Raw genomic sequence first — 16,308 nt, forward strand, 5'->3', positions numbered from 1 at the left:
TCCCCTCAGGCCGACCGGCCTTCTCGCGCCTCACGTCGCCAAGGGCGGCCGCCTCGGCCTTCCCCTCGCCCAGAGGCCTCCACCTCGCCCAGCGGCGGACCAGGGGCTACTTCACCCAGCGCCCTTCACCGCCCCCAGCAGCCTTGAGCACCCCCAGCGGCCTTGACCGCCCCCAGCGGCCTCTACGGCGCGCGGCGGCTTTCACGTCGCCGAGGTGAGACGGCGCAGCAGCCGCGCCGTACTCCGCCGCCGCCCCCACGCGATCACTCCACTCACCACGAGGAGCGCCAACGGCAGCACCACACTGCCCCCGGACACGAACGCCTCCGTCACGACGGCCCCCGCCATCAGCCCCACGAACGCCAGCCCCGCGAGCCCCGCCAGCGCCGGCACCAGCAGCGCCACGGCCCCCGCCACCTCCAGCACCCCGACCAGCTGCCGGAACCAGTCCCCCCAGCCGATCGCCTCGAACGTCGACGCCGCAGGCTCCGCCCCGGCGAACTTCGCCAACGCCCCCATCACGAACCAGCCCGCCGCGACCACCTGCAGCACCCACAGAGCGAACCCGCCCACCTTGCTCTTGTCCATGCAACCGACGCTACGAAGCCCCTGTGGGACGCGGAATCGCCCTGCCTACCGGACCAGGGTGCACCTAGATGCACCACCCCCGAGCACACGCCCGCCGGTCCGAACGAGAGAAGCCGCACAGGGATGGGCACAGGCAGCCGCGAGGTGCCCCCTAGTACGAGGACCACGCTCATCTCCCGCCGGACTTCAGGCTGGAGCACAGGCCGGGGAATCGGAGGAGAGAGGGCACGAGGAGAGAGCGCGTGAGGGGGAGGGCGTGAGGGTCGGCAGGGGCACCGTGCGGCGGCGGCAGCGTGCAGCATGGGGTGCGTGCGGCAGTGGCACGTGCGGCGGCCGGACTGGGCCTGCGGCGGCGGCTGGGGCTGGGCCTGCGGCGGGGACCCCGGGGCGGCGACTGAGGCCGGGGCCGCGCCTTGGGCCGGGGCCGCGCCTGGGGGCGGGCGTCGACTGAGGCCGGGACCGGGGGCTGGGGCGGCGACTGGGACGGGGGCCGCGGGCGAAGGGCCGGGGCGGGCCTGGGCCGCACCTGGGCCGCAGCTGTGGCCCGGCTGGCGCCGTCGTCGGTAGGTGGGGCCAGGGTGAGCCGGGGCGTACAGGAGGCAGCGGAAAAGCGTGCGTGCCGCGGATGCAGGAGGGGGCATCCGCGGGCACGCCGGGAGGGGGCTCGTGGCGACCGGCTCGGGCAAGAGGGTGGGGGCCCGGGCCGGCGTCGAAGGTCAGAGGCGGCGCAGGACCGCTACGACCTTGCCCAGGACGCTGGCCTCGTCGCCCGGGATGGGCTCGTAGTTGGGGTTGTGCGGCACCAGCCAGACGTGGCCGTCCTTGCGCTTGAACGTCTTGACCGTGGCCTCGCCCTCGATCATGGCGGCCACGATGTCGCCGCTCTCGGCGACCGGCTGCTGGCGGACCACGACCCAGTCGCCGTCGGCGATGGCGGCGTCGATCATCGAGTCACCGGCGACCTGGAGGAGGAACAGCGTGCCCTCGCCGACAAGCTGCTTGGGCAGCGCGAAGACGTCCTCGACGCTCTCCTCGGCGAGGATTGGGCCACCGGCGGCGATGCGGCCCACGAGCGGGACGTAGGCGGCGGTGGGCCGGCTGACGGGCGACTCGTCGTTGGAGGCGTCGGGGTCGACCCAGAGCACCGGCTCGCCCGGCAGGCGGACCTCAAGCGCGCGCGGGCGGTGTGGGTCACGCCGCAGATAGCCCTTGCGCTGCAGGGCGGTCAACTGGTGCGACACGCTGGACGTGCTCGTCAACTGCACGGCTTCGCCGATCTCGCGCATGGACGGCGGATAGCCGCGCTGCTGCACCGAGTCGCGGATCACCTCAAGGATCTTGCGCTGCCTCGGGGTCAGCCCCAGGGAGTCACGTCGGCGCACCGCGAGGTCGGTGACCCCGTTTGTGTCGTCCCGCTCGCTCATGCTCTGCCTCCTCGCCCGGCGGGCCGCCTTACCGGCGCCCCTCCCGGTCCGTGGTCTTGATGTCGCACACAGCGACCGTATCGCTCTTGAAGATCATCTTCAAACAATTGTTCGAGTCTTCCTCGAAATCGGTCGCGGCGTGGTGTACAACATCGTACGGGAGTTCGATCGACATCGTGTTCGATATGCCGATCTTTATGTGGCCCGTTTCGCGGGCCGCGACGGCGGGAGGTCAATCGTGCGAACGACCACAATCACAGACGCGACCAGCGACGACGTCAATCATCTCACCCTCATCGCCGACGCCACCCAGGACAGACGCCCCGCCCGGGCGCACGGGGAATCCAGGGGCGGCGACGCGGAGGCAGGGGGCGGGGAGGCCGGGGGACGGGCGAGGGGGAAGGTGAGCGGGCGTTCGAGAACTCGCGGGGGAGGCGCTGGACGGTCATACGGGGACGGGAAGGGCATTCGGCGCGCCGGCCTTTCGGCGGGAGGTTCGGGGAGCCGTGGCGTGACCGGCTCCGCGGGTGGTGGCGCTGGGGAGCGCGGATCGGCAGGGAGTCGTGGCATGGGGGAGCGTGGGCAAGCGCGGGGGCGTGGCGTAGGAGACCCCGGCGCGGCGGGACGGGGCACGGGCGGGCCTGGCGCGGAGGGACGAGGCGCGGGCGGGCCTGGCGCGGAGGGTCGTGGCGCGGGCGACCCTGGAGTGGCGGGTCGTGGCGCGAATGGGCCTGATGTGGCGAGACAGGGCACGGGTGGACCGGCCGACGTGGGCGGGCCTGGCGCGGGGGGACGTGGCGTGGGCGACCCCGGCGCGCCGCGACGGGGCGCGGGTGAGCCTGGTGCGGGCGGGGGTGCTGGGGAGCGGCCTCGGTTGTGGCTGGTGCCGCCGCCCCGGGCCGAGGTGGGGGCCGACGGGACGGACCGTACGGGCCGAGAGGGTCGGCGGGTTCGAGGAGGCGTACGGGCGGCGCGGCGGCGCGGCGGTGCACCGGTGCGGCTCGTGAAGTCGGAGGGCGCGGCGTCCCCGGGGCGGCCGGGCATGGTGCTCGTGCAGAGCTCGGGCAAGGGCGCCGCGCGACGCTGGGCGGAGGGGGCGGCGTGGCGCTCCGGGGAGAAGGGCGTGCCGGGGCGGCAGGGGGACACGGCTCCGGGGCGGCGAGGGCGCAGGGTGCAGGTGAGGCGAGGGGGCAAAGCTTCGGCGTGGTGGGGAGGCGAGGCGCCGGCGCGGCGGGGACTCAAGGCTCCGGCGCAGTGCGAGGACAAGGCTTCGGCGCGACAGGGAGGCAAGGCGGCGCGGCCGGGAGGCAAGGCGGTGCGGCCTGGAAGCAAGGCGGCGCGGCAGGGGGAGAGGGTGCCGGTGCGGTTGACGCGGCGGGGGAGGGCGGTGCTGGTGATGGGGGTGGCGCTGCTGTCGCTGGCCGGGTTCTGGCTGGGGACGCGAGCGGCGAGCATGGCGGAGGCCGAGCCCGCGACCCCGGCCCAGGTCGGCGCGCCGTGGATCGAGGTGCAGCGTGGCGACACGATCTGGACGATCGCCGATGCCATGGCCGGGGAGGGCGAGGACCCGATGGCGATCGTGGCGGAGATCCGGCGGCTCAACGGGTTGCCCGATTCGCTCATCCGGACGGGCACCAAGTTGTACGTGCCGGCGTCGCCGTGAACTGAGGGGCGAGAGCGTCACACGGGGGAAGCGGTGTGACGCTGGTTCACGCGCGAGCGGGGGCGCAAACGGCGTGACAGGGGACCGCTGCGGTGACGGATGTGACACCGCCGGGGCGACACGCCCGGGGAGGGCAGCAGTGCCGCGCCTGATCAGCGACTTCCGCGGCGGGGGGTCGCTCAACTTGCGTTCATGGTCGCGCGCTTCTACGGTTGGACCACAACATCTAGTAGTTACACCGATGTAGTTCACCACACCTTGTGTTTACGCGACCGCTCCACGGACAGCCGTGGAGTGTGCGCGAGCGTACCGGGGCGCGGGTTCGGCGCATGTGGTGACCCGGGGTCCGAGGAGGCGTACGCGCGTGCATTGTCCGTTCTGTCGCCACCCCGACACGAGGGTCATCGACAGCCGCTCCACGGAGGACGGCGCGGCGATCAGACGCCGTCGCACGTGCCCCGACTGCGGGCGACGCTTCACCACCCAGGAGACCGTACTCCTCATGGTGAGCAAACGCAGCGGGGTGACCGAGCCCTTCTCCAGGGACAAGGTCGTCGCGGGCGTGCGGCGGGCCTGCCAGGGCAGGCCGGTGAGCGAGGACTCGCTGGCCCAGCTCGGCCAGAGCGTGGAGGAGGCCATCCGCGCCAAGGGTGCGGCGGAGATCCCCTCCAACGAGGTGGGGCTGGCGATCCTCGGGCCGCTGCGCGCGCTCGACGAGGTGGCCTATTTGCGTTTCGCATCGGTATATCGCGGTTTCGAAAGCCTGGCGGACTTCGAAGCCGAGATCTCTCAGTTGAAGGCGGAGAAGGGGGAGTCATGACGGAGACGGCCAGCGGTTCAGTCACGCGCGGAGGAAACGGTGGAAAGCGCCCGCGCAAGGGCCTGAAGATGAAGCGGATCTTCACCAAGCCCGGCGTGCATCCGTACGACGACGTGACGTGGGAGCGCCGTGACGTCGTCATGACCAACTGGCGCGACGGCTCGGTCAACTTCGAGCAGCGGGGAGTCGAGTTCCCCGAGTTCTGGTCGGTCAACGCCGCCAACATCGTGACGACCAAGTACTTCCGCGGCGCCGTCGGCACCCCGCAGCGCGAGTTCAGCCTGCGCCAGCTCGTGGACCGCGTCGTGGGCGTCTACACGCGCACGGGCGTCGAGCACGGCTACTTCGCCACCGACGAGGACGCCGAGATCTTCGACCACGAGCTGAAGCACGCCCTGATCCACCAGGTGTTCGCCTTCAACTCGCCGGTCTGGTTCAACGTGGGCACCCAGTCGCCGCAGCAGGTGTCGGCGTGCTTCATCCTCTCCGTGGACGACCAGATGGAGTCGATCCTGGAGTGGTACAAGGAAGAGGGCGTGATCTTCAAGGGCGGTTCCGGATCGGGCGTCAACCTGTCGCGCATCCGCTCGTCCAAGGAGCTGCTCTCCAGCGGCGGCACCGCCAGCGGCCCCGTGTCGTTCATGCGCGGCGCCGACGCGAGCGCCGGCACGATCAAGTCCGGCGGCGCCACCCGCCGGGCCGCCAAGATGGTCGTGCTCGACGTGGACCACCCCGACATCGAGGAGTTCATCGAGACCAAGGCGCGCGAGGAGGACAAGGTCCGCGCGCTGCGCGACGCCGGGTTCGACATGGACCTGGGCGGCAAGGACATCGTCTCCGTCCAGTACCAGAACGCCAACAACTCGGTGCGCGTCTCCGACGAGTTCATGCGCGCGGTGGAGAAGGGCGGCGAGTTCGGGCTGCGCGCCCGCCTCAGCGGCGAGGTGATCGAGACCGTCGACGCCCGCGACCTGTTCCGCAAGATGGCCAAGGCCGCGTGGGAGTGCGCCGACCCGGGCGTGCAGTACGACGACACGATCAACGACTGGCACACCACCCCCGAGACCGGTCGCATCACCGCCTCCAACCCGTGCAGCGAGTACGTCCACCTGGACAACTCCTCCTGCAACCTGGCCAGCATCAACCTGCTGAAGTTCCTGAAGGACGACAACTCCTTCGACGTCGCGAACTTCGTCAAGCTGACCGAGCTGATCATCACCGCGATGGACATCTCGATCTGCTTCGCCGACTTCCCGACGGAGAAGATCGGCGAGACCACCCGCGCCTACCGCCAGCTCGGCATCGGCTACGCCAACCTGGGCGCGCTGCTGATGGCGACCGGCCACGCGTACGACTCCGACGGCGGCCGGGCGGTGGCCGGGGCGATCACGTCGCTGATGACCGGCGTGTCCTACCGCCGCAGCGCCGAGCTGGCCGGGGTCGTGGGCGCGTACGACGGCTACGCCCGCAACGCCGAGCCGCACAAGCGCGTGATGCGCAAGCACGCCTCCGCCAACGACGGGCTGCGCACGATCGGCTCGATGGACGCCAAGATCCACGCCGAGGCGACCCGCCAGTGGTCGGAGTGCCTCAAGGTCGGCGAGAAGAACGGCTACCGCAACGCCCAGGCCAGCCTGCTGGCCCCGACGGGCACCATCGGCCTGATGATGGACTGCGACACCACCGGCATCGAGCCGGACCTGGCGCTGGTCAAGTTCAAGAAGCTGGTCGGCGGCGGCTCCATGCAGATCGTCAACCAGACGATCCCGCGTGCGCTGCGGCAGCTCGGCTACCAGCAGGAGCAGATCGAGGCCATCGTCGAGTACATCGCCGAGCACGGCCACGTCGTCGACGCCCCCGGTCTGCGGCACGAGCACTACGAGGTGTTCGACTGCGCGATGGGCGAGCGGGCGATCGCGCCCATGGGCCACGTGCGGATGATGGCCGCCACGCAGCCGTTCCTGTCGGGCGCCATCTCCAAGACCGTCAACCTGCCCGAGTCGGCCTCGATCGACGACATCGAGCAGGTCTACATGGAGGGCTGGCGGCTCGGTCTCAAGGCCCTGGCCGTCTACCGCGACAACTGCAAGGTCGGCCAGCCGCTGTCGGCCGGCGGCACCAAGAAGGACGAGGCCAAGCCGGACGCCGAGCCCGAGGTCAAGGTCATCGAGGTCAACCGGCCGACCCGGCGCCGGATGCCCAACCAGCGGCCGAGCACCACGACCCGCTTCACGGTCGGCGGCGCCAAGGGCTACATGACCGCTTCGTCCTACCCGGACGACGGGCTGGGCGAGGTCTTCCTCAAGATGTCCAAGCAGGGCTCCACGCTGGCGGGCGTCATGGACGCCTTCTCGGTGGCGATCTCCATCGGTCTCCAGTACGGGGTGCCGCTGGAGACGTACATGAGCAAGTTCGTCAACATGCGGTTCGAGCCGGCGGGCATGACGGACGACCCGGACATCCGGATGGCCACGTCGGTGATGGACTACATCTTCCGCCGCCTGGCGCTCGACCACCTGCCCTACGAGGAGCGGGCGGCGCTGGGCATCTTCTCGGCGGCCGAGCGGGCGGCGCAGCAGCGTGGCGAGGACCCGGCGGCGCTGCAGGAGACGGTCGACCGCGAGGCGCTGGCCCAGTCGGCGCCCATCGAGGAGAAGCCGAAGCCGGAGCCGTCCAAGGAGCTGACGCTGGAGAGCCACCAGCGCTTCACGGCCGACGCCCCGCTCTGCATGACGTGCGGCACCAAGATGCGCCCGGCGGGCAGCTGCTACGTCTGCGAGGGCTGCGGCTCCACCAGCGGCTGCAGCTGACGACATCCGGGGATCCGGGCGCGCCCGGGTCCCCGGCCCATGCGGGCGCGGGCGCTCAGAGCGGCGGGACGAGGGTGAAGTAGCGCTCGAGCAGGGCCCGGTCGCCGCGCACCGCGAGCCGGTCGGCGCTGACGCGCTGCCACAGCCAGAGCATCAGGTCCGAGGCCGTGCCGGTGAGCTCCACGTCGGCGGGCCCCTCGGTGAGGCGCACGTCGTCGCCGTCGAAGCGGACCGTCCACGTGCCGGGCCCGTCGCCGCGGCGGAAGGCGTACGTCTCGCCCGTGCCCGGCGGGGCCTGCGCCATCGCCCGGCGCAGCGGGGCCATGACCTCGAAGGTCTGGCCGATCGCGTCGGCCGCCAGCGAGCCGTCCACGGGCCGGGCCGCAGCGGGGGCGGCGGCGTCCTCGGCGTCCCAGCGGTGGACGGCGGCCTCGATGGCCTGCATGCGGATCCAGAAGCCGACGCTCTGGTCCTGCGACCACGTCCACACCCGGGTGCCGGGCCCGGCGCTCGCGAACTCCTCGGCCAGGGCGGCGGCGCCCTCGGCGAACCAGGTGACCATGCTGTCCGGCAGCGGGCCGGTCGTGGGGGTGTGGCCGGGCCTGGGCCAGCCGGTGGTGTCGGCGGGCAGGGCGAGGACGGCCGGGCCGGGCGAGGCCGGCGGCTCGGTGAGCCGGTTCGCGATCAGGTGGGCGACGTGGCGGTGCACGCCGCCCAGGTGCCGGACGAGGTCGGCCACCGCCCAGCCGGGGCAGGTCCGCACCAGGGCGGCACCGGCTGAGCGGGCGGCGGCGGCGAAGGCGGTGGTCTCCTTGCGGAAGTGCGCGAGGTGGTCCATGCCTCCGACTCTCGCACGAGCGGACGGCCGGTGGCGGGTGCCCGGAATTCACCCGCCACCGGCACGCTTCTACTGGCGCAGGCCGGCGTCCAGCGCGTTGGTGAGGGTGCCGGAGGCGGTGTCGCCCGACATCTCCCACACCATTGCGCCGAGCAGGCCCTTGCTCTTGAGCCAGGCGGTCTTCTTCTGGATCGACCAGACGTCGTCGAAGCTCCACCACTGCCCGTTGTTGCCGGTGTAGCAGTAGGTGGCGACCGCGGCCTCGTCGTGCCTGACCGTGCAGCCGGGCACCGAGGCGAGCAGGTTGCTGTAGCCGCGGGTGCCGGCCTCCTCCTGGAACTGGCCGGGAGCGGCCCCGACGGCCGACTGCCACTCGCCGGACTTGCCGCCGTCGGCGACCTGCTGCCAGCCGCGGCCGTAGTAGGCGAGCCCGATGGTGATCTTCCTCGGGTTGACCCCCGCGTCCAGGTAGACGTCGACGGCCTTCTCCACGCTGAAGTCCGGGTTGTACGGGCTGTCGGCGTCGAGGTAGAGGTTGCCCTGGTGGCCGGTTCGGTTCGGCTCCCAGGAGTTGTCGCTGCCGGCCCCGTGGAAGTCGTAGCCCTGGACGTTGAAGATGTCCAGATATTTCGCGACTTCGGGGAGGTCCCAGCCGGCCTCGATCTTGACCGGGTCCGCCGGGGTGAAGGCCGTCAGGTCGTAACGCTTGCCCGTGGTCTGGGTGAGCGCGTCGAGCTGCCGCCTGAACTCGGCGATCAGCAGCGTGTTGTTCTCCTTGTCCTGCGGGCTGATGTGGTTGCCCGGGTGCCCCTCGGCGCCCGGCCACTCCCAGTCGAGGTCGATGCCGTCGAAGATGCCGGCCCCGGTCCCCGGACCGCCCGCCGCGTTGTACACGGGCAGGTTGCCCTTGATGTAGATGTCGATGCAGGACGAGACGAACTTCTTGCGCGCCGCGTCCGTGGCCGCGACGTCGGAGAAGTACTTCGAGTACGTCCACCCGCCCAGCGAGATGAGCACCTTCAGGTGCGGGTGCTTGGCCTTGAGCTTCTTGAGCTGGTTGAAGTTGCCGCGCAGCTTCTCCCAGCCGGTGTCGGCCACCCCGTCCACCGACTGCGCCGAGCTGAACGGCCTGCCGTAGTCGGCCTCGGCGTCACCGGCGCCGTCACCCTGGTTGGGGTCCTGCGGGTTCTGCGTGGTGCCCTTGGTGACGCCCTGCAGACAGGTCAGGTTGACCGGGTCGATGTTGGCGAAGGCGTAGTTGATGTGGGTGAGCTTGGCCGCGGCCCCGCTCGTGTCGAGGTTGCGCACGAAGTACTGGCGGCCGTAGATGCCCCACTGGACGAAGTAGCCGACGCGGGCGTGCCCGTTCTCGACGATGTCCGCGGTGGTCACCTCGACGGCGGCGCTGGCCGGCGACATGTTGTCGTACAGGTCCCTGGCCTTGACCGTGAACGTGTACTTGGTGGACGGCGACAGCCCGGAGACCGTCGCGGTGGTCCCGGTGACGGTGGTCGCCAGGGTGGTGCCGGTGTAGACCTCGTAGCTGGCCACGCCGGAGTTGTCCGTGGCGGCGTTCCAGGCGAGCGTGACGCTGGAGGAGGTCTTGCCGGTGCTGCGGAGGTTGCCCGGGGCGGTGGGCGCCTGGGTGTCGTCCGCCGGGTTGTTGGTCCGCACGGTCACCGGCGAGGAGGCCGGCGAGAGCGTGCCCTTGCGGTCCTTGGCCTTGACGGTGAACGTGTAGGAGGTGTTGGGGGTCAGGCCGGTGATGGTCGCGGTGGTGCCGGTGACCGTGGTGGCCCGCTCCGTGCCGTTGTAGACCTCGTACCCGGTGATCGGCAGGCTGCCGGGGGTGGCGGCGTCCCAGGCCAGGGAGACGGTCTTGGTCGTCTTGACCGGGGAGCGCAGGTTGCCGGGCGCGCCGGGCGGCGCGTCGGGGGTGCCGTCGCAGTTCACGTCGTTGATGCGGCAGCTCGTCGGCTCGGCGCCTGACCTGCTGACGGTGAAGGCCGGGCTGTAGGGCTCGGTGGTGCCGCCCGCCGCGACGTTGGTGTTGTAGTGGGCGGGGGTGAGGGTCACCGTGCGGCCGGTCTGGCTGAGCGAGCCGTTCTGCGCGTTGCTCGCGGTGACGCCCTCGGGCAGGTCGAAGACGATGGACCAGCCGTTCAGCGCGGCGGTGCCGTTGTTGGCGACGACGAACTTGGCCGAGCTGCCGGTGACCTCGTACGTGGCGCTGACCGGCGGCGGGGCGGGCGGTTCCTCACCGGTGCCGTCGCAGTTGGCCCGGTTGATCGTGCAGTTGGCGGGCTGGGCGGCCGCGCTCAGCGAGAACTTGGGGCTGAACGGCTCGGTGTTGCGGCCCGGCTGGATGGTGTTGATGTAGTAGGCGGGGGTGAGCGTCACCTTCGTGCCGGTCTGGCGGAGGGTGGCGTTCTGGGGGCTGCTCGCGGTGACCCCGGCGGGCAGGTCGAAGACGATCGACCAGCCGGTGACGGAGGTCGTGCCGGGGTTGCTGACGACGAACGTCCCGGTGGTGCCGGAGAGGGAGAAGACGGCGACGAGGCGGCTCGCTGCCTGCGCGGGAAGAGCGCACAGGGCGACGATCACGAGCACGGCGATCAGGGGGGCGGCTAATCGGCGCACGTACGGAACCCTTCTTTAAGGAAAGTTTCCTAACAATTACGCGGATCGTAAGCCTCTCTGACCCGTCTGGCAAGGGGTCAGCCCATGCCGAGCAGCCTGGCGAAAGTCTGGACGTCGGAGATGATCCAGTATTCGGCGAACCGGCCGCCCTCGGCCCGCAGGAGATCGTGGCCGCTGAAGGCGATCCGGGTGCCCGGCGCCGCCGACGCGCCCGGCATGCCGCCCCGGTAGGAGCCGGCGAACGTCCACCTGGCCGCCACCAGGTCGCCGTCCACCACCGGCCCCACGTCGAGCGTGACGGACACGTCGCCGAACGGCTCGTGCCCCTGTCGCAGCACCTCCACCAGCTCCGCCGGGCCGCGCACCTCCCGGCCCGGCCAGTGCCCGGCGAAGTCCGGGGTGACCAGCTCGTGGGCGAGCTCGAAATCGCCGTTCCACATCTCCAGCAGCCAACGCTCGTACAACATCCTCATGACCACTCACTACCCCGCAAGTGAACGGCAACCGGGCCCGCCATAGTGGGTGCATGACCGTTCCGACACGCTCCGTCATGCTCGCCCAGCGTCCCAGCAAAGCCTTGATCATCGCCCTGGTGATCTCCAGCCTGCTGGCGCTCGGCGTGCTCGTGGTGCTGCTGGTGGCCGGCGGTCCCGCCGGGTTCGGCCTGTCGGCCGTGCTGGCCGTGGCGCCGCTGCCCGTGCTGCTGGCGGCCGTGCTCTCCCTCGACCGGCTGGAGCCCGAGCCCAAGCTCCACCTCGCCTTCGCCTTCGCCTGGGGCGCCGGCGTGGCCGTGGTGATCGCGATCGCGCTCACCGTGGCCGGGCAGGCGCTGTTCGCCCGCGCCGGCTACGGCACGCAGACCGTCGACGCGATGGGCGCCGTCTTCCTCGCGCCGGTGATCGAGGAGGCGCTCAAGGGCGCGGCGCTGGTGCTGCTCCTGCGCCGCCGCCGGGAGATCGACGGGCTGACCGACGGCATCGTGTACGCGTCCATGGCCGGACTCGGATTCGCCGCCGTGGAGAACGTCGGCTACTACCTGACGGCGTTCGGCGAGGAGGGCGTCGGCGCGGCCCTCCAGCTCTTCGTGATCCGCGGGCTGATCGACCCCCTCGGGCACCCCATCTACACCTCGCTCATCGGGGTCGGGGTCGCGTACGCGCTGACCCGGCGCAACGCCGCCCGCTACGCCGCGATCCCGCTCGGCTACCTCGGCGCGGTCTTCCTGCACGGGCTCTGGAACAGCGCGGCCGTCACGGGCTCACTCGCCTGGCTCGGCGGCGCGTACCTGGTGATCATGGTGGCGCTCGTCGCGCTGATCGGGATCACCGCGCGCGAGCGCCGCCACCTGGTCGCCCGGATGGGCGCCTACCTGCCCGGCTACGAGCGGACCGGGCTGGTCGCCGACGCCGACATCCGCATGCTGACCAGCATCCCGGCCCGCCGGACCGCCCGCCGCCAGGCCAGGGCCGCCGGGCTCGGCCGCGCGATGAGCGACTACCAGCAGGCGGCCACCGAGCTCGTCATGCTCCACCTGCGCGCCGAACGGGAGCACCTGCCGCCCGACCGGTTCGCCGCCGAGCGCGACCCGCTGCTCAACGCGATGGCGGCGGCCCGCCGCTGGTGATGTGAGGGGCCCTGCGACAATGGTCGCCGGCCCCCGAAGGGAGAACAGATGAGCTGGGCGGAGATCCGGTCCGAGGACGAGCTGCGCGAGCTGCTGGGCGAGGTGATGCCGCGAGCGGCCACCAAGGAGCGCACCCGCCTGCACGAACGTGACCGCCAGTGGCTGGCGGCCTCACCGTTCTGCCTGATCGCCACCTCCGACGCCGACGGCAACTGCGACGTCTCGCCCAAGGGCGACCCCGCCGGATTCACGTACGTGATCGACGACAGCACGATCGCCATCCCCGATCGCCCCGGCAACCGCAGGGCCGACGGGTTCCGCAACATCCTGTCCAACCCGCACGCCGGGCTGATCTTCTTCCTGCCGGGCCGCAACGAGACGCTGCGCGTCAACGGCCGGGCCCGGCTGATCCGCGAGGCGCCGTTCTTCGACGAGATGATCGTCAAGGGACACCGGCCGAAGCTGGCGCTCGTCGTGGAGATCGAGCAGATCTTCTTCCACTGCGCCAAGGCGCTCATGCGCAGCGCCCTGTGGAAGCCCGAGCAGTGGGGCCCCGACCCGCTGCCCTCCCACGCCGCCCTCGTCAAGGAGGTGCAGGTGACGCAGGAGTCGCTGGCCGAGCTGGAGTCCTACTACGCGGAGGCCTCCTACACCAAGAAGCTCTACGGCTAGGCGGCCGGAGCCGGGCCGCCGGGGAAGCGGATCACGTTGCGGCCCGTGTAGGCGCGCAGGTCGACGACCTTGGGATCGCGTCCCTGGACATGGCGGCGGCCTGCCGAGCCGATGTCGCGGATCTTGTGCCTGGCGACGCGCGGCGGCACTGCCACTAGCCTCTTCAACGTGAGCCCCCCGTGATGTTCTTGTTACCTATGTTATCTACAGATACCTCTGTAAGACGGGTGTAAGCGGTGTGTCAGTAGGGAAGTCGGCGGCCTGACGGAGTCCGCAGGTCGGCGTCCGTGTTCTGGTCCGTGTTCTGGTCCGCGTTCTGATCCGTGTTCTGGTCCGGGCGCCGGCTGCTCGCCGGCTTGCTGATCCGCACTCGTCGCATCGTCGGCCCCTTCCCCGGTGGTCACAGCGCGAGTGTGCGCCGTGCCGCTTGACGGGTGGTTGCCGACAACCTAGCGCCCGCTTGCGGGGCCGCTCAAGGCATTTGCGGGTCCGCGCCCCTTTCTAGGGGGCTGCCGGGCGGCGCGCAGGCGGAGAGGGCCGCTGGGTCAGCGCACACCTCCGGAATCGGGCGGGTTCGTGCACGATGACGGTTCCGGGCGGCCGGATGTGACAATCCAGGGGATGAGAAATCCGCTCCCGCCGCTCGTCGGCGTGTGCGCGGCCTGGGGCGTCTTCTGGGGGTCCTGGTCGGCGCTGCTGCCCGCGGTCAAGGAGCACCTCGGCACGTCCACGGCCGGCCTCGGGCTGGCGCTGGCGGCCACGCCGGTGGGCGCGATCCCGGCGATGGCGCTGGCCGGGCGGCTGGCCCGGGGGCGCGAGCGGGGCGCGCTGGCGCTGTGCTCGGCCCTGTTCGCGCTGAGCGTGCTGGCCGTCGGCCGGGTCGACACGCCCGCCCAGCTCGCGGCGGCGCTGCTCGCGGTCGGCGCGACGAGCGGCGCGCTGGACATCGCGCTCAACCTGGCCACCGGCCGGGCCGAGCGCGAGAGCGGGCGCGGGCTCTTCCAGCCGGTGCACGCCGCCTTCCCCGTCGCGGTCATCGTCGCCGCGCCCGCCACCGGCCTGGCCCGCGACCTCGGCGCCGGGACGACGGCGGTGCTGGTGACCGCCGCCGCGATCATGCTGGCCGCGGCGGCGACGGCGCTCGCCCTGCCGCCCGGCCGCGGCCCGGCCCCCTCCGGCGGCGACGGGCACCGGCGGCGCTGGACGGCGGCGGTCGTGCTCGGCGTGCTCGCGGCCGGGGTGCTCGCCGTCGAGAACGCCGTCGAGCAGTGGTCGGCGCTGCTGCTGGAGACCCACCAGGGCGCCTCGCCGCTGCTGGCCGGCGCCGCACCCGCCGCCTACATGGCCGCGCTCACCGCCGGCCGGCTCCTCGTGCACGCCCTCCCGCGCCTGCCGGAGCGCGTCCTCTACCTGGTGGCGGGCCTCGGCGGAGGCGGCGGCATCGCGCTGGCGGGCCTGGCCGGGACGCCCGCCCTGTCGCTGGCGGGGTTCGCGCTGACCGGGCTGGCACTGGGCCCGGTGGTGCCCGCCATGCTCAGCCGCGCCGCAGCCGGCGACCCCACCGGCACGCAGGTCTCCGCCCTGTCGGCCATCTCCTACACCGGCTTCGTGGTCAGCCCGCTGCTCATGGCCGCGCTCGCCGCCTGGCTCGGCCTGCCCGCCGCGCTCGCGGCCATCGGGCTGCTGGCGCTGCCGCTGGTCGTCCTGGCCGTCGCTTCCCGGGGTCCTGAATAGGGCGCCGCATCGGGGAGAGGAAACCCTTGAGCGCGGAATGCCACCGGCGCTCCGAGATCAAGGGGGATCACCATGGCCGTCTGCGAGAACTGCGGCAACGACTACGACATGTCCTTCGAGGTGCACGCCCAGGGCGCGGTGCACACGTTCGACTCCTTCCAGTGCGCGATCCAGGCCATGGCGCCGATCTGCGAGCACTGCGGCACCAAGGTCATCGGCCACGGCGTCCAGTCCGGCGAGCACTGGTACTGCTGCGCCCACTGCGCCCGTCAGGAAGGCACCCGCGGCATCGTCGACCGCGTCATGGCCGGCGCCAGTGCCTGAGGGCGCTGTGGCGCGACCATAAATAGGGAAATATCCCTATCGTTTTGGATCTGTGTGGGTCGTTACGCTCCTCCTGGTTCTGATGACAGGGAGGGCGCGGGTGCGCGGCAACGGAGCAGGGAGGTGGCTGCCGGCGTTCCTGGTGCTGGCGGCCGTCTGGGGGAACAGCTTCTTCTTCATCAAGGTCGCCGTCACCGAGCTGCATCCGCTGCAGGTGTCGTTCGGGCGGATGGCCGTCGGCGCCGCCGTGCTGCTCGCCGCGCTGGCCGTCAGCCGCCGCGCGTTGCCGCGCGACCCCCGGCTGTGGGGCCACTTCCAGGTCGCGTCCGTGGTGCTGACCACGCTCCCGTTCACGCTGTTCGCCTACGGGGAGCAGTACGTGTCCTCCGTCGTCGCGTCGATCTGGAACGCGACCACGCCGCTGTGCACCCTGGCCTTCACGCTGCTGCTGCGGGCCGAGAAGCCGACCGCCGGGCGGATGGCCGGGCTCGGCGCCGGGTTCGCGGGCGTGATGGTGGTGCTGGGCGTGTGGCAGCCGATCAGCGGCGGGCAGCTCGGCGGCAGCCTCGCCTGCTTCGGCGCTGCCCTGTGCTACGGGATCGGGGGCGCGTACCTGGGGCGGTTCGTCACCGGGCGGCGCAGCGAGCCGCCGGTCGTGCTGGCCACCGGGCAGCTCCTCAGCGGGACCGCGCAGCTCGGGGTGATCACGCTGCTGGCCGGGGTGCCGCTGGTCGACACCGACGTGACCGCGGACGTCTGGTGGAGCCTGCTGGCGCTCGGCGGGCTCGGCACCGGGGTGGCGTACCTGCTGCTCTACTGGGTGCAGAAGCAGGCCGGGGTGACCACGACCTCGACCGTCACGTACCTGCTGCCGGTGTTCGCGGCGCTGTCGGGCGTGCTCGTGCTGGACGAGGGCCTGACGTGGAACCAGCCGGTCGGGGCGCTGATCATCCTGGCGGCCATCGCGCTCACCCAGGGCGTGATCAGGCCGCTCAAGAAGCGCGCCCCGGCGCCGGCCGCCTAGATGATTGATTCCAAGGGGGAGATCAGCTGTTCGGCTGCGGACATGAAGCGAGGGCGTTCAAGATCCGTTTGTGACGACAGAACTGAACACCCTCGCGACAGCACTGTACGTGAAGATCGACGATCAGCTGATCGCTTCTCCGGATCT

The 16,308-nt window shown here is 71.6% G+C and carries 15 protein-coding genes; 9 read left to right on the forward strand and 6 right to left on the reverse strand.

Annotated features, from left to right (window positions below; genetic code table 11):
* Positions 1-201: 201 nt before the first annotated feature.
* Positions 202-588: a DoxX family protein gene (locus KME80_RS23795; protein ID WP_219508333.1), complete on the reverse strand. Its 387-nt coding sequence runs from the start codon at positions 586-588 to the stop codon at positions 202-204.
* Positions 589-1,304: 716 nt separating this feature from the next.
* Entirely contained in the window at positions 1,305-2,012 is a 708-nt protein-coding gene (gene lexA, locus KME80_RS23800) for a transcriptional repressor LexA (protein WP_219508334.1), read from the reverse strand.
* 686 nt (positions 2,013-2,698) lie between these two features.
* Between lexA and KME80_RS23805 the strand changes: the two genes are divergently transcribed.
* The 4 genes from KME80_RS23805 (at position 2,699) to KME80_RS23820 (ending at position 7,305) form a co-directional block, all read left to right on the forward strand.
* Complete coding sequence (locus KME80_RS23805; protein ID WP_219508335.1) at positions 2,699-3,019, forward strand: hypothetical protein; 321 nt, start codon at positions 2,699-2,701, stop codon at positions 3,017-3,019.
* A 353-nt stretch (positions 3,020-3,372) separates the two neighbouring features.
* Complete coding sequence (locus tag KME80_RS23810; protein WP_219508336.1) at positions 3,373-3,675, forward strand: LysM peptidoglycan-binding domain-containing protein; 303 nt, start codon at positions 3,373-3,375, stop codon at positions 3,673-3,675.
* Between the two features lie 364 nt (positions 3,676-4,039).
* Entirely contained in the window at positions 4,040-4,495 is a 456-nt protein-coding gene (gene nrdR / locus KME80_RS23815) for a transcriptional regulator NrdR (RefSeq protein ID WP_219508337.1), read from the forward strand.
* Positions 4,492-7,305 (forward strand): vitamin B12-dependent ribonucleotide reductase, encoded by a 2,814-nt coding sequence (locus tag KME80_RS23820; protein ID WP_219508338.1) that lies wholly within the window; start codon positions 4,492-4,494, stop codon positions 7,303-7,305. Before nrdR ends, KME80_RS23820 begins: the two co-directional genes overlap by 4 nt.
* Positions 7,306-7,360: 55 nt before the next feature.
* On the opposite strand, the gene KME80_RS23825 is transcribed toward KME80_RS23820, so the two are convergent.
* The 3 genes from KME80_RS23825 to KME80_RS23835 all read right to left on the reverse strand — a co-directional run bounded on the left by KME80_RS23825 (position 7,361) and on the right by KME80_RS23835 (position 11,256).
* Positions 7,361-8,143, reverse strand: coding sequence for a maleylpyruvate isomerase family mycothiol-dependent enzyme (locus tag KME80_RS23825; protein ID WP_219508339.1), 783 nt, complete (start codon positions 8,141-8,143; stop codon positions 7,361-7,363).
* 69 nt (positions 8,144-8,212) lie between these two features.
* On the reverse strand, positions 8,213-10,783 hold the full coding sequence (locus KME80_RS23830) for a glycosyl hydrolase family 18 protein (protein WP_219508340.1): 2,571 nt from the start codon (positions 10,781-10,783) through the stop codon (positions 8,213-8,215).
* A gap of 77 nt (positions 10,784-10,860) precedes the next feature.
* Complete coding sequence (locus KME80_RS23835; RefSeq protein ID WP_219508341.1) at positions 10,861-11,256, reverse strand: ester cyclase; 396 nt, start codon at positions 11,254-11,256, stop codon at positions 10,861-10,863.
* 53 nt (positions 11,257-11,309) lie between these two features.
* On the opposite strand from KME80_RS23835, the gene KME80_RS23840 reads away from it, so the two are divergent.
* The gene (locus KME80_RS23840; protein WP_219508342.1) at positions 11,310-12,407 is read left to right on the forward strand and encodes a PrsW family intramembrane metalloprotease; all 1,098 of its coding nucleotides are present in this window, start codon (positions 11,310-11,312) and stop codon (positions 12,405-12,407) included.
* A gap of 48 nt (positions 12,408-12,455) precedes the next feature.
* Complete coding sequence (locus KME80_RS23845) at positions 12,456-13,079, forward strand: pyridoxamine 5'-phosphate oxidase family protein (protein WP_219508343.1); 624 nt, start codon at positions 12,456-12,458, stop codon at positions 13,077-13,079.
* On the opposite strand, the gene KME80_RS23850 is transcribed toward KME80_RS23845, so the two are convergent.
* Positions 13,076-13,246 carry a hypothetical protein gene (locus tag KME80_RS23850; protein WP_219508351.1) on the reverse strand — a complete coding sequence of 57 codons (171 nt, stop codon included), beginning with the start codon at positions 13,244-13,246 and terminating at the stop codon, positions 13,076-13,078. The genes KME80_RS23845 and KME80_RS23850 overlap by 4 nt on opposite strands.
* 454 nt (positions 13,247-13,700) lie before the next feature.
* On the opposite strand from KME80_RS23850, the gene KME80_RS23855 reads away from it, so the two are divergent.
* From KME80_RS23855 to KME80_RS23865, 3 genes are all read left to right on the forward strand, one after another.
* Positions 13,701-14,813 carry an MFS transporter gene (locus KME80_RS23855; protein ID WP_219508344.1) on the forward strand — a complete coding sequence of 371 codons (1,113 nt, stop codon included), beginning with the start codon at positions 13,701-13,703 and terminating at the stop codon, positions 14,811-14,813.
* 72 nt (positions 14,814-14,885) lie between these two features.
* Complete coding sequence (locus KME80_RS23860; protein WP_219508345.1) at positions 14,886-15,137, forward strand: metallothionein; 252 nt, start codon at positions 14,886-14,888, stop codon at positions 15,135-15,137.
* A gap of 100 nt (positions 15,138-15,237) precedes the next feature.
* The gene (locus tag KME80_RS23865) at positions 15,238-16,161 is read left to right on the forward strand and encodes a DMT family transporter (RefSeq protein WP_308125900.1); all 924 of its coding nucleotides are present in this window, start codon (positions 15,238-15,240) and stop codon (positions 16,159-16,161) included.
* The last annotated feature ends 147 nt before the right edge of the window (positions 16,162-16,308 follow it).

The sequence above is a fragment of the Nonomuraea ceibae genome, assembly GCF_019396325.1.
In the GTDB taxonomy this organism is placed as follows: Bacteria; Actinomycetota; Actinomycetes; order Streptosporangiales; family Streptosporangiaceae; genus Nonomuraea; species Nonomuraea ceibae.

What these genes read in the sequence shown, in the direction of transcription:
- KME80_RS23860 (WP_219508345.1), top strand. Translation starts at nt 14,886, where the DNA reads ATGGCCGTCTGCGAGAACTGCGGCAACGACTACGACATGTCCTTCGAG.
- KME80_RS23845 (WP_219508343.1), top strand. Translation starts at nt 12,456, where the DNA reads ATGAGCTGGGCGGAGATCCGGTCCGAGGACGAGCTGCGCGAGCTGCTG.
- lexA (WP_219508334.1), bottom strand. Translation starts at nt 2,012, where the DNA reads ATGAGCGAGCGGGACGACACAAACGGGGTCACCGACCTCGCGGTGCGC.
- KME80_RS23835 (WP_219508341.1), bottom strand. Translation starts at nt 11,256, where the DNA reads ATGAGGATGTTGTACGAGCGTTGGCTGCTGGAGATGTGGAACGGCGAT.
- KME80_RS23855 (WP_219508344.1), top strand. Translation starts at nt 13,701, where the DNA reads ATGAGAAATCCGCTCCCGCCGCTCGTCGGCGTGTGCGCGGCCTGGGGC.
- KME80_RS23795 (WP_219508333.1), bottom strand. Translation starts at nt 588, where the DNA reads ATGGACAAGAGCAAGGTGGGCGGGTTCGCTCTGTGGGTGCTGCAGGTG.
- KME80_RS23820 (WP_219508338.1), top strand. Translation starts at nt 4,492, where the DNA reads ATGACGGAGACGGCCAGCGGTTCAGTCACGCGCGGAGGAAACGGTGGA.
- KME80_RS23840 (WP_219508342.1), top strand. Translation starts at nt 11,310, where the DNA reads ATGACCGTTCCGACACGCTCCGTCATGCTCGCCCAGCGTCCCAGCAAA.
- KME80_RS23825 (WP_219508339.1), bottom strand. Translation starts at nt 8,143, where the DNA reads ATGGACCACCTCGCGCACTTCCGCAAGGAGACCACCGCCTTCGCCGCC.